Raw genomic sequence first — 12,726 nt, 5'->3', positions numbered from 1 at the left:
GGAGATGGCTAGATGTTTTCCCCGCTGTCCCCGTAAGCCAGGATAGTTGCCAGGGGTGCTGCCAATTCCGGCTCCATTTCCGCGGCATATGCGCCGCCTGGCCTGCTTCCCCTGTTGAACGGAGCCTGGCCAGGTTGGATGAAGGATTGCAGCAGAGGCAAATCGATCTCGATGTCCCGCACCAGGGCAGCGACGACTACCAGAAGGCCCTCGTCGTGGCCCGTGTTCGGGCCCGTGTTCGGGCCCCGTTCGGTGGGCCTGGGCGCAGGAACGGCAGCCTTGGCGACCCGGGAGAGCTCGCGCAGTGCGCCGTTTGCATGATGGAAGACCACATCACCGGGGAGCATCTCCTCCAACGCGCGCCAGTCCTTGTGGCCGCGGTGGCCGTCCGCGCGTTCATTTGCCGCCCACAAGTGATGGCCCGCGGCCGTTTCACGGAAGTGGCGGCCCTGGTTGACCCACCAATAGCGGGTGCTTCCCCCGTCTGCGGCAAAATTGCCGGACGGGGTGGTGCGTGCCACGAGTTCCTTCAGGTTGGTGGCATCAAACGAACTCTGTTCAAAGCGGGCGAGGATGGCCGGGGCCTCGGGATTGTCGACGAAGTCCCCATGGGAAAAATGCAGGTCGGATTCGCTGTGGGCGTGGGCCGAAGCCAAGAGAGCCGGCACGTCGAGATGGCGGTCATCCAAGATGAGGGTCATTGGCGAGGCGGAAGGGAACCCGTACTTGTCGCCAAACGCCCGGCGGCCCAGCCCGCGCGCTTCCGTGAGAGCCGCTTCGATGCCGAATGCGGAGATTGCCAATGAAATCCGCTTCATGAGGTTCCTTCTTCCCGAGGCTGTTTCAAGCTAAGCATTGGGTTGGGAGGCGTGCAAGGGCTGGCGGTTTCGGTCTGGGAAGCTCAGGTGGATGCGGAGGGCCTCTTCGCCGGCCGGGCACGCACGTGCATGCGTTCTCCCTGAGGCCCGAAGAGGCTGAGGAACTCCACCGCGTTGTTGTCCGCCCGTCCAAACCAGTGCGGGGTGTGCGTGTCGAATTCCGCGGCCTCGCCGGCGGGCAGGACCAGGTCGTGCTCTCCCAGCCGCAGCCGAAGCCTGCCCTTGAGGACATAGAGCCATTCGTAGCCCTCATGGGTCTGCAACTCGGGGTCGGCTGCCGGTCGGCCGGCGGGGATCAGGTGCTTGAAGGCCTGCAGCCCGCCGCCCGACCCGCGGCTCAAGGGCAGGATGGTCATGCCATGGTGGGTGATCGGCTTGATGTGGATGCGCGGATCCCCGGTGGCCGGAGCGCCAACCAGGTCGTCCAGCGGCACTCCGTGGGCACGCGCCAGCGGCAGCAGCTGCTCGAGTGTGGGCCGTCGCTGGCCCGATTCCAGCCGCGAGAGGGTGCTCACCGAGATCCCGGTTTGCGCGGAGAGTTCCTGCAGGGTGTATCCGTTGCCCGTGCGCAGGCTGCGCAGCCGGGAACCAACCTGGGCCAGCGTGCGCTCGACGTCTTGTTCCATGCTCCCATTTTGCCATAACAGCAAAATACTTTGCAGTTGGGGGAGTTGTGGGTACATCGTTGGTTGTGCGCACGGAACCAGCCGTGCGGCAGGACCAAGGAGCATGGAGCATGGACACGATGCAACCGATATACGACGTGGCAATCATTGGCGGGGGAGCGGCGGGACTTGCCGCCGCTCAGGCACTGGGACGCTCACGCAGGCGCGTCGTCGTCATTGATGCCGGGGAACCACGCAACGCCCCGGCAGAAGGTGTGCATAACTTCCTCACGCGCGATGGCACACCGCCGCGCGAGCTGCTGGACCTCGGCCGGGCGGAAGCTGAGGCATACGGTGTGGACTTCCGCAACGCCCTGGCTACTGCAACCCACCGTGACGGGCAGGGCTTCACCATCGAATTGGATGGCGGGGAGGCGCTTGTGGCCCGCCGCATCATCCTCGCCACCGGCGTCAGCGACACGCTGCCCGAGGTAGCGGGGCTGGAAGCCTATTGGGGCAAGAACGCGCTGCACTGCCCCTATTGCCACGGCTGGGAGGTCAGGGACCGGGACATAGCCGTGCTCGACAGCCAGTTTGCCGTCCACCAGGCCCTGATGTTCCGGCAGCTGAGTGACCGCGTCACCGTATTCACGACGCCGGATCGGGAAATCGAGCCGGCGGAGCGGGAAAAGCTGGATGCGCGAGGCATAGCGGTGGTGCAACGCGAAGTCACCGGCGTGCGCGGCAACGACACCCACCTGACGCACCTGGTCTTCCGGGACGGTGGCGAGCTCGCTGCCGACGCGCTGGTGGTCATGCCGCACTTCGCTGCCGGGACCGCGGCCCTTGCGGGCGTGGGCCTGGCGGCCGCGGCGCATCCCTCGGGGATCGGCACCTACGTGGTCGCCGATGAAACGGGCAAGACCGAAATTCCGGGCCTGTGGGCGGCGGGCAACACGCGGGATCCGATGGCACAGGTGATGATGGCCGCAGCCGACGGGCTGCGGGTCGGTGCCATGGTCAACGCCGACCTCATCCAGGAGGAAACGGAGGAAGCGGTGGCTTCCCTGCGGGCCGGTGCACCCGTCGCATAGGAATGGGGAAGCGCATCCACGGAAGCTCCGCGGCACCGGTCGGGCATGAAGCCGCGCCCCGGGAACCTTCCCGGAGCTCCGGGGCGCAGCGGATGGACTTACACCGTGCGGGCCAGGGCCCCCAGCAGGTCCTTGGCCCGGCGGTCCTGATCCTCTGCAAGCATTTCGTTGGTCAAAAACGAAAAGCCAATGTTCTTCTCGGTCCATGCCCCGTGCAACCCGCCTCCGGCTCCGGAATGGCCGAAGGCCGGGGTGACCGGACCGTAGGTCCCCAGCGGATCGGCCAGCTCGAAGCCAAGCCCGAAGCGCAGCGGGCGGTCGTTGACCGCATCCACGCCCTCGGACCAGGTCGCGATAGAGGTGGCCAGCGCGTGGGCAGAAACCAGGGGGGACTCCGGTGCCGCCAAGTGGGAATACAGCGAGGCCATGGCGTCGGCGGTGGCGATGGCCCCGCCGGCGGCCATTTCGGCACGCCGCATGGCCACGGAGTTGAACGGGTCATCGGCTCCGGTCAACGAGCCGGCGTACATCCGGTCCACGATCTTGCGGCGTTCCGGGTCCTGCAGGAATGTCGAGATCGCGTAGTTCCCGTCGCGGAATATGGTGGCGACCCTCGGGTCAAGCTCCTCGGGGAGCCCCAAGTGCAGGTCGAGTCCCAGAGGCTCGGCCAGCAGTTCGCGCACCAGTTGCCCGGGCCCCTTGCCGGTGATGCGGAAGAACAGCTCCGCCACCAGGTAGCCGTAGGTCAGCGCGTGGTAGGCGACCTTGGTCCCGGGTGCCCACAGCGGAGCCTGGTCGGCCAGGACCCCTGCGATTTTCCGGTTCTCGTAGCGGGTTCCGGGCCCTGGATCCGGATCGACGTAGACCAGTCCCACGGTGTGGCCCAGGATGTGGGCGACGGTGGCGTCCTGCTTCCCGGCCGCGGCGAATTCAGGCCAGTAGGTGGCCACGGTGGCGTCCGGGTCCAGCAGCCGGCGGTCAATCAATATCGCGGCGATGGTGGCCATCAGGCCCTTGGTCCCGGAAAACAAGACAGCCATCGTTGAATCCGTCCAAGGGCGCGAGAATCCGGTGCCTGCGGCGGGGGAGTCGCCTTCCCTGACGGTGGTGCCTCCGTAGAAGCGGGCCAGGGGCAGGCCCTCGCGGTACACGCACAGTGCCATGCCGCCTTCCGCGGCCGCCAGATGCCGCTCGAAGACCCCAGACAGCATCTCGAACCCGGCCTGGGGCAATCCGTCGTTGTGGCCGGCAAAGGGCTTTTCACGTGGTTCATTCATGGTGTTCCTCACTTGAATGTCGGGACGTTGGCCAGCAGTTCCTGGGTGTAGCGGTGCTGCGGGTTGTCCAGGACATCGTCGGTGGTTCCGATGTCCACGATCTTGCCCTTTTGCAGGACCGCCAGACGCTGGGAAATGTGCCGGGCCAGGGCAATGTTGTGGGTGACAATGAGCATCGACATGTTGTGGTCCGTCTGCAGCGTGCGCAACAGATCCAGTATCGAGGCCTGCACCGAGACATCCAGGGCGCTGGTGATCTCGTCGCAGACCAGCAGCGAGGGGGCGTTGACCAGGGCGCGGGCAATCGCCGCACGCTGGCGTTCACCGCCGCTGAGGTCCCCGGGGCGGCGCTCCATGAAGCGTTCGCCGAGCTTGACCTGGTCCAGGGCTTCGAGCACCAGTGCGCGGCGCTTGCGCTTGTCGCTGATTCCGGACATCTGCAACGGGACGCCCACTGACTCGGCAATCGTCCGGCGCGGGTTCAACGAGGAGAACGGCGACTGGAAAACGTACTGGATCCGGCGGCGGTCCTCGGGGGAACGTGCCCTCGTGCCGGTGGCCAGTTCCTCGCCGAACAGCTCGATCGAGCCGGTGTATTCGTCATTGAGTCCCGCCACGCAGCGAGAGAGCGTGGTCTTGCCCGACCCCGACTCGCCCAGCAGCATCATTGACTCGCCTTCGAGCAGCTGGAAGCCGATCCCGTCCAGGACCTTGTGTTCCCCGTATGAGAGGGACAGGTCGCGCACGCGCATCAGTGGCTGCGGATCAGCCGCAGCAGGGGTTTCCCGGGGCCCGGTGCCGGTCAACAGCTTGGCGTCATCAACCTGGGATATGGCGCCGGTGGTGTCCGGGACACCGTGCGGGCCGGGGACGACCAGCGGCTGTTCGCCGGTGATTGCCTCCACCTGGCCCACCCGGCGTTTGCCGGCCAGGTCGGGAACCGCGGCAAGAAGCCTGCGGGTGTAACGGTGCCGCGGAGAATAGAGCACCTGGTCGGTGTCCCCGTGCTCCACGATGTCGCCCTCGAGCATGACGGCGACCTCGTCGGCGATCTGCGCCACCACGGCCAAATCGTGGGTGATGTAGAGCCCCGCAACCTGGTGCCGTTCGGCCAATTCGTCGATTGTTTGCAGCACCACGGCCTGGGTGGTGACGTCCAGGCCGGTGGTCGGCTCGTCGAGCACAATCACCGACGGGCGGCAGGCGAAGGCCATGGCAATGCCCACGCGCTGCTGCTGACCGCCCGAAAGCTGGTGGGGATAGCGACGCTGGTAGGCGCGGTCGTTGGACAGTCCAACCTCGGCCAGGACCTCGGCAACCCGCAGCCGGCGTTCGGAATCGGTGGCACCGATTTGGTGCACGCGCAGGGTCTCGGCAATCTGCTCGCCGATGCGCATGGACGGGTTCAGCGACAGCGCCGGGTCCTGGGGCACGTAGGAGATGGTTTTGCCGCGCAAGCGCCGCAATTGGTGATCCGGCAAATCCAGGATGTTTCCCGTTTCCCCGTCCCCCAGGGACACCGTCCCGGTGCCCTTGGCCAGCCCCTGCCGGAAATGCCCCATGCAGGCGAGTCCCGCGGTGGTCTTGCCCGAGCCGGATTCGCCGACCAGGGCCAGGATGCGCCCGGGCTGCAGGGTGAAGCTGATCCCGTGCAGGATTTCCACCCCGGCTTCGGTTTCCACCCGCAGGTCGGTGGCGCACAGTGCACTGGTGGTGACCTCGGCTTCAATGGTGTTGGTGCTCATGCTCAGTTCCCCGCATTCATGTTGGCCGAGGCCCGCGCGAGCGAGTCGGTCAGGAGGTTGGTTCCCACGGTCAGCACGGCGATGGCCGCAACGGGCAGGAGCACGCCCCAGGGCTGGACCACAAGCGCGATCCGGCTTTCGTTGATCATCAGCCCCCAGTCCGCGGTGGGCGGTTGCATGCCCAGTCCAAGGAAGGACAGCGCAGCCACAAAGCCGATCGAGTAGGTCATGCGCAACCCGAGTTCGACCATCAGCGGACCGGTGATATTGGGCAGGACCTCGGTGAGCAGGATCTTCCACTTCGGAGCCGCGTACATTTCACTGGCACGGATGTAGTCCTCGGTGATCACCGACGCGGTGGCCGAACGGGTGACCCGGGCAATGCGCGGGGCGTGGGTGATCCCGATGACCACCACGAGCACCCAGCCCTGCGGGCCGAGGACGGTGATGGCCAGCAGTGCGAAGACCAGCTGCGGCAGGGCCAGCAGCACGTCGTTGCCGCGCATGATCAGTGCATCGACCCGGCCGCGGGAATAGGCAGCGGTCATGCCCACGGCAACCCCGACGACCATGCCCAGCGCGGTGGCAAGCGCCGCATAGATGATCAGTCGCAACCCGCCGTCCAGGAAGCGCGAGAGCACATCCCGCCCCAGGTTGTCGGTTCCGAACATTCCCGTGTCCGTGAACGGGCGCCCCGTGAACTCGGTGCTGGTGTGCCCGGTCAGCCAGGGCAGCAGCAGCGGCCCGGCCAGGGCGACCAGCAGCACGGCCAGGGTCAGGACCATGCCGACCTTGGCTTGCCGCTGGCGCATCATCCGCGCCAGGAGCCGCGGCGGGCGGGAGACGGCAACGCCCTGTTCAACTGCATTATCGACGGTGCTCATGCGGCTTTCTCCGTGCGTAGTTTCGGATTCGTGAAGATTCCCACCAAATCGGCCAGCAGGTTGACCACGATGTAGGCCGCGGCAATCAGGATGGACAGCGCCTGCACCACCTGCACGTCGCGGTTGGCGACCGCATCCACCAGGGCCTGGCCGATGCCGGGGTACCTGAAGAGGAATTCGATCACGACCACGCCGCCGGCCATCCAGGCCAGCTGGATCGCGATGACCTGCGCGACCGGGGCCAATGCGTGCGGCACCGCGTGCCGCAGCACCACCTGGCGCTCGGGCACACCCTTGAGGCGTGCCATCTCCACGAACCCGGAATCGAGGACCTCAAGCATGGTGGCGCGCATCATCCGGACAATGTACGGGGTCACCACCAGGGCGAGGGTGATGGTGGGCAGCACCAGCTGCACCGGATAGTTCCACACCGCCTCGCCGGGCGGTGCCATGGTCACCGAGGGAAGGATCTTGAACACGGAGGTCGAGAACAACGCAACCAGCCCGATGCCGATCACGAATTCGGGCAGTGAAGCCAGCACCAGTGAAACGCCGGTGGTGGCGTTGTCAAAGGCGCGCCCACGCTTCAGGGCGGAGAAGGTGCCAACGATGATGCCGACCGGAATGGAAATTAGTGCGGCCAGGCCCATCAGCACCAGCGAGGATTGGATGCGGTCGGCCAGCAGTGCGGTGACGGGACCGCCGGTGGCTGCCGAATATCCGAGGTTTCCGGTGAACAGGCCGCCGAGCCAGGTGAAGTACCTGACGAAGACCGGGTCGTTGAGGTTCATCTGCTCGCGCAGTGCGGCCAGCCGTTCGGGGGTGGCCTGCTGGCCCAGGATGGCCTGGGCCGGGTCGCCGGGCAGCAGCAGCGTTGCCACAAACACCAGCACTGAAACGATGAAGAGGATGATCAGGCTGACCAGCAGCCGTTTGGCTATCATTCGGGTGATCACTTGGTAACTCCGATCCATGCGCGGCGGAATTCGAATCCGGACAGTGCCAGGCCGGTCTTGTTCGGAATCAACCCAGCCACGTACTTTTGGTAGGCGTCCGCCTGGTTGGGGTGGCCCCAGATGATGTATCCGCCGCGCTCGTATTCGATCTCCTGTGCCTTGGTGATCAGTGCGTTGCGCTTGGTTTCATCGACCTCGGTGGCGGCGGCCTCGACAAGCTTCAGGAATTCCGGGTCGTCCCAATGCGTTTCGTTGAACGGACTGGTGGGCAGCGAACTGTTGTTGACCTGGGGCAGGAAGTTGCGGGTGTACCAGAAGTCCTGGGCGAAGGTCCATGAGAGGTAGTCGTCGCCGAAGAAGGTGGTGGTGTCCACCCTGCGGATCTTGACCCGGATCCCTGCCGCCTTGGCTTGCTGGGCGAACACCTGGGCCGCTTCCACGGCACCGGCCTGGATGGGTGCCGTCACCAATTCGATGTCCAGTCCGTCGGGGTAGCCGGCCTCGGCAAGCAGTTCCTTGGCCCTGCCGATGTCCTGGGTGCGTTGGGGCAGGCTGCCGGCATAGCCCGGATCGAATGGTGCGTAGAGGTCGTTGCCCAAGGCTCCGTTGCCGCTCAACACCTGTTCGATCATTTGTTGCCGGTCCACCACCAAGCGGAAAGCCTGGCGCACCCGGACGTCGTCGAAGGGCGCCTTGTCGATGCGCATCGTGAACGGAAGCCAGGCCCCGGTCTCGGAATTCAGGATGCTGATTCTGGGGTCGGCGGCGATGACTTCCAGCAGGGCCAGCGGGATCTGGCCGATCGCATCGACCTGGCTGGACAGCAGGGCATTGAGCATGGCGTCGTCGTCCGAGAAATTCAGGATGACCAGTTCATCCAGGTACGGTTGCTGATCGCGCCAGTAGCCGTCGTTGCGCACGAACACCGAGCGGAGCCCGGGGTCGAAGCTGGAGGCCTTGAACGGGCCGGTGCCGACGGGGTGGGCCACATCGAAATCCGCCGGGACGATGCCCAGCGCGTACTGCCCCAGCGAATCATCGAACGTGGCGCTGGGCGTGTTGAGCCTGAACTCGACGGTCAGGTCGTCGATGACCTTGACCTTGTCGAGGATCGAGAGGGCAGCGGCCCCGCTCTTGGGATCGTCCGGATTGGTGACCCGGGCAAAGGTGGCGGCCACGTCGGTGGCGGTGACGGGCCGGCCGTCGTGGAACTTCACCCCGGGCCGCAACTTCACGGTCCACACCCTGGCCGTGGCATCCGGGACGGCGCTGAGGGCCAGCAGGGGCTTGAGCGCGAAATCCTCGTCCCGGTACAGCAGCGATTCGTACAAGTTCACCACGCGGGCGATGTCGGTGGTGCTGACGGGGGAGTGGGGATCAAGCGAGTCAGCGGCACCGCCGCCTGCCAGGCCCACCCGCAGCGATCCTCCCCTCAGCGGTTCCCCGGCGGGGGCTTCCAGCACCGAGGCCTCGGACGAACCGCACGCGGTGAGGAGCAAGCCCAGTCCCAGGGCCACTCCACCGCCCAGCAGCGCTCGGCGGCTTGGTGCGGGCCCGGTGCCCGGCGTTCGTTCAAATGGTGATGTAGCGGAATTCAAGGCGTACTCGATTCTCGTGAAGGGCGCGACGGGGTCAGGCTGTGATGGACCGGCCGCTCCAATCCGGGGTTCCGTGCTGGTGTCCGGCGATGCGCCCCAGGATGTCGGTCGGGAAGGGAACCGTTCTACCGGTGGCCTGGTCCACGTGCAGGCCCAGCACTTCTTCCGTGGCAATGAGTTCGGCCCCTCGGCGCATTTCATGGGCCAGGTGCAGCTTCTTTGGTCCCGCGGCAACGATGACGGTGGTGATTTCGAGCTCCTCGGCGAGGGAAGCCTCCCGCAGGTAGCGAACATGCGCTTCGACCGTGTAGAGGGAGCGGGCGCTGGAGCGGCGGTAGGACTCGTCCATGCCCAGCGCGTCCATGGCAGCGGTGGTCGCGTCCCCGAAGGCCAGCACGTAGTAGGCCTCGGACATGTGCCCGTTGTAGTCGATCCAGTCGGGCTTCACGGAGCAGCGGTATGGGGGCAGGCTCACTTGTTGCGCTCCCGGCCGGGCTGCCCGATGCCCTCGATCGCCTGGCGCACGGCAATGATCGCCGCATCGCGGGCGGCGACCAACTCGGCGATGGTGCGTCCGTCGGCCTCGTCGTCGCAGCCGTCGATCACGTCCTTGCGGAGCTTGTCCGTCAGTTCAGGGGCCTCGAGCCGGGTCCAGGGGGACTTCAGCGAGGGACCGAAATGGTCGAGCATGTGGGCCATGCCGCCCTCGCCCCCGGCCAGGTGGAAGGTCAGCATGGGGCCCTGCAGCGGCCAGCGCAGCCCGGGTCCGTCGGTGATGGCCAGGTCGATCTGTTCCACGGTTGCCTCGCCGTTGTCGACCATGTGCAGGGCCTCGCGCCAGAGGGCTTCCTGCAGCCGGTTGGCAATGAATCCGGGAACCTCGCGGTCCATGGTGATCACGGACTTGCCGATGAACTCGTACCAGCCCGAGGCCCACTCGGTGGCCTTGGCATCGGTGGCCCGGCCGCCAACGACCTCGACGAGCGGGATCAGGTAGGGAGGATTGAACGGGTGGCCAACGACCAGCCGGGACGGGTCGGCGGCGTCGACGGCCATCTCGGTCATTCCGTAGCCGGAGGTGGAGGAGCCGACGACCACGTTCCCGGGGGCCGCCGCGGCGATCCGCGCCAGCAGGTCCCGCTTCAGCGCAAGGTCCTCGGGCGCGCTTTCCTGGATGAACCCCACGCCCGCCAGGGCCTCGGCCAGGTCGGCGTGGACGGTGAAGTTGTCCTTGGACGCGTTCTCGGCCAGGCCGAGTGCGCTCAGCGCCGGCCAGGCGGCGTCGATGAGCCGGCGCAGCTTCGCCTCCGCGTCGGGCGAGGGGTCCCAGGCGCGCACGGCCAACCCGCGGGAGAGGAAGTAGGCGGCCCAGCCGCCGCCGATGGTGCCCACTCCGACGCAGGCCACGGTGGTGATGTCGGTGAATTCGGGGTAGTTGCTTTCCACGCCTAGGCCGCCTTGTCGAGCTTGAGGATTTCACGGGCTTCGTCGGGGGTGGCCACGGAGTGGCCCATCGACTCGACGATGTCGATGGCGCGCGCAGTCAGCTGCGCGTTGGTGGCCTTCACCCCGCGCGAGAGGTAGAGGTTGTCCTCGAGGCCGACGCGGACGTGGCCGCCGAGCAGCACCGATTGGGCAACCCAGGGCAGCTGGTTGCGGCCGATGGCGAACGAGGTGAACTCGGCGCCGGCGGGCAGCATGTTCACCATGGCCTGGAGCAGGCCGGAGTCGACGGGGGCCCCGTAGGGGATTCCCATGCACAGCTGGTACAGCGGAGGGGGAGCGATGAGTCCCTCCTCGACCATGACGTTGGCAAACCAGAGGTTGCCGGTGTCGAAGATTTCCATTTCCGGCTTCACGCCCAGTTCCCGGATCCGCGCCGCGCCCTCGCGCAGCATGTCGGGGGTGCTGACGTAGAGCTGGGAGCCTTCGCCGAAGTTCAGCGAACCGCAGTCGATGGTGCAGATTTCCGGGCGAAGTTCCTCCACGTGCGCCAAGCGTTCGAGTCCGGAGACCAGGTCGGTTCCGGGCAGGTGCACGGTGGGGTTCGACGGGTCGATGAACAGGTCCCCGCCCATGCCAGCGGTCAGGTTGATGACCGGGTCCACGTCTGAGGCCGCCACCTGGCGGACCACCTCGCGGTACAGGGCCACGTCGCGCGAGCCCTGCCCGGTGGCGATGTCCCTGACGTGGATGTGTACCACGGAGGCCCCTGCACGCGCGGCGGCGATGGCGTCGGCGGCGATCTGGTCCGGGGTGACCGGTACGTGCTCGCTGCGCGAGGTGGTGTCCCCGGCCCCGGTGAGGGCGCAGGTGACGATGATCTTGCGGCTCATGGTGTGGCTCCTTGCTTCTTGATGATGTTTCTGTCGATGTACCCACATATGTTTGCGAACATCTGACTCGAAGTCAGTTGGCCGGTCAGCACCTGGATGCCCATGCCGTCAAACATGGCGGTCAGCTCGGCGGTGAGAATGGACGGATCGTGATCCACGAAGTGCCCGGTTGTCTGGCCGCCGGAGATGATCTCCCGCACCGTCGTCACCCACCGCCGGTAGCCGCCGGAGTGGGTGTCCAGACCCTCCTCGTTGACCGCCAGCTTGGTCCAGGTCTGCATCCAGATCGACCATTCGGCGCGGCCCTCCAGGCCCAGCGGCAGTTGCAGTTCGATCAGCCGCTTGAGCTGGCTCACCGGATCGGAGATGGGTTGAAGTTCGGCGACCTGGCGGTCGTAGGCGAGCTTCACCGAATAATGCAGTGTTTCGGCGAAGAGGGCCTGCTTGGTCGGGAAGTAGTAGTGCACGGTCGGCGTGCTGATCCCAACATCCTTGGCGATGTCGGCCATGCGAACAGCGGCAAAGCCCTGCTGGGCGAACAGCCACCAGGCGCGCTTGATGATGCTGCGCCGGCGCTGGGCATGCTTTTCGTCCTCCCGGTGCCGGGTCGGAAGTATGCCGGGCGAGGGGGCCGCTGAGGGTGCCGGCGCCGAGTCGGAACCGGTGATCAGCCAGTTGGCCGTGACACCGGTGACGGTGGCCAGCGCCACGATTTCCTCGCTGGTGAATTTTCGTGTCCCGCGCAGGGACTTGGAGAGCTTGGATTCCTCGAAGCCGGTCAGCTTCGATATTTCGCGCTGGGGCAGGCCGGTGTTGCGGATGGCCTCACGGGTGCGATCGGCAATTGCGGATGGGCTCTTGACGGGTTCGTGCATCCTGCCACACTAGGCCACAGTTTGCGCTTTCCGCAATAGTCCTGACTGCAAGTCAGTTCAAAGTTGCGATTTTGTTGTCGGATTGTTGCTCAAGGTTGTTGCTTGTGGGGCGCGGGCATGAAACACCGGGCCAATCGTTATGAGACGTCGCCGGGTGACGCTACATGGTCGAAGACCCGGTGCCGGTTGGAGGCGGGCAGGGGCATGCGGCACGTTGCCTTTTTGCGCCAAAGGCGGTGCGGATCGCATCATGGCGGAGCCCCTGGCCTGCCCGGAGGTGATGCCAGGCGGCGTGGAGAATTCCTGCCGTTCGGTCATCACGTCGACGAGGAAGCGGCCGTCGTTGGCCAGCGGCCGCACCGTGCCCCTGATCGCCTGTTGCCTTCGGGGCGTGGCGTTCAGAAGGCCGGCCGGGAGTAGCCCAGGGGTGTTTCATGGTCCTTCCTGGCAGCATCCGGAAGCACAGGATGCCGGATTC

The 12,726-nt window shown here is 66.1% G+C and carries 12 protein-coding genes; 1 reads left to right on the top strand and 11 read right to left on the bottom strand.

Features of this window, described 5'->3' with window-relative positions:
- Positions 1-8 precede the first annotated feature (8 nt).
- Complete coding sequence (locus JOF46_RS14490; protein WP_209908193.1) at positions 9-818, bottom strand: ScoMcrA-related endonuclease; 810 nt, start codon at positions 816-818, stop codon at positions 9-11.
- Positions 819-901: 83 nt separating this feature from the next.
- Positions 902-1,504: a helix-turn-helix domain-containing protein gene (locus tag JOF46_RS14485; protein ID WP_209908191.1), complete on the bottom strand. Its 603-nt coding sequence runs from the start codon at positions 1,502-1,504 to the stop codon at positions 902-904.
- Between the two features lie 110 nt (positions 1,505-1,614).
- Here JOF46_RS14485 and JOF46_RS14480 point away from each other — a divergent pair, with 110 nt between their 5' ends.
- Entirely contained in the window at positions 1,615-2,577 is a 963-nt protein-coding gene (locus JOF46_RS14480) for an NAD(P)/FAD-dependent oxidoreductase (protein ID WP_209908189.1), read from the top strand.
- A gap of 98 nt (positions 2,578-2,675) precedes the next feature.
- Here the strand turns inward: JOF46_RS14480 and JOF46_RS14475 are convergent, their stop codons facing one another.
- From JOF46_RS14475 to JOF46_RS14435, 9 genes are read right to left on the bottom strand one after another with little or no spacing between them, the layout of a single operon-like run.
- Complete coding sequence (locus JOF46_RS14475; RefSeq protein WP_209908187.1) at positions 2,676-3,854, bottom strand: serine hydrolase domain-containing protein; 1,179 nt, start codon at positions 3,852-3,854, stop codon at positions 2,676-2,678.
- An 8-nt stretch (positions 3,855-3,862) separates the two neighbouring features.
- On the bottom strand, positions 3,863-5,599 hold the full coding sequence (locus JOF46_RS14470; protein ID WP_209908185.1) for a dipeptide ABC transporter ATP-binding protein: 1,737 nt from the start codon (positions 5,597-5,599) through the stop codon (positions 3,863-3,865).
- A gap of 2 nt (positions 5,600-5,601) precedes the next feature.
- Complete coding sequence (locus JOF46_RS14465) at positions 5,602-6,483, bottom strand: ABC transporter permease (RefSeq protein ID WP_209908184.1); 882 nt, start codon at positions 6,481-6,483, stop codon at positions 5,602-5,604.
- Positions 6,480-7,427 carry an ABC transporter permease gene (locus JOF46_RS14460; RefSeq protein ID WP_245348140.1) on the bottom strand — a complete coding sequence of 316 codons (948 nt, stop codon included), beginning with the start codon at positions 7,425-7,427 and terminating at the stop codon, positions 6,480-6,482. The genes JOF46_RS14465 and JOF46_RS14460 overlap by 4 nt, the downstream gene beginning before the upstream one ends.
- Positions 7,428-7,435: 8 nt before the next feature.
- Complete coding sequence (locus JOF46_RS14455) at positions 7,436-9,037, bottom strand: ABC transporter substrate-binding protein (protein ID WP_245348139.1); 1,602 nt, start codon at positions 9,035-9,037, stop codon at positions 7,436-7,438.
- 34 nt (positions 9,038-9,071) lie between these two features.
- Positions 9,072-9,512, bottom strand: coding sequence for a thioesterase family protein (locus tag JOF46_RS14450; RefSeq protein ID WP_209908182.1), 441 nt, complete (start codon positions 9,510-9,512; stop codon positions 9,072-9,074).
- A complete protein-coding gene (locus JOF46_RS22760) occupies positions 9,509-10,483 on the bottom strand; it encodes a 3-hydroxyacyl-CoA dehydrogenase NAD-binding domain-containing protein (protein ID WP_209908180.1) in 975 nt (324 codons plus the stop codon). Before JOF46_RS22760 ends, JOF46_RS14450 begins: the two co-directional genes overlap by 4 nt.
- 2 nt (positions 10,484-10,485) lie before the next feature.
- Complete coding sequence (locus JOF46_RS14440) at positions 10,486-11,373, bottom strand: beta-keto acid cleavage family enzyme (RefSeq protein WP_209908178.1); 888 nt, start codon at positions 11,371-11,373, stop codon at positions 10,486-10,488.
- Positions 11,370-12,248 carry a TetR family transcriptional regulator gene (locus tag JOF46_RS14435; protein ID WP_209908176.1) on the bottom strand — a complete coding sequence of 293 codons (879 nt, stop codon included), beginning with the start codon at positions 12,246-12,248 and terminating at the stop codon, positions 11,370-11,372. Before JOF46_RS14435 ends, JOF46_RS14440 begins: the two co-directional genes overlap by 4 nt.
- Positions 12,249-12,726 lie beyond the last annotated feature (478 nt).

This window comes from Paeniglutamicibacter psychrophenolicus, assembly GCF_017876575.1.
Lineage (GTDB): Bacteria > Actinomycetota > Actinomycetes > Actinomycetales > Micrococcaceae > Paeniglutamicibacter > Paeniglutamicibacter psychrophenolicus.
Note: the sequence above shows the minus strand (reverse complement) of the source record. Positions and strands in the feature narration are given on the sequence as shown.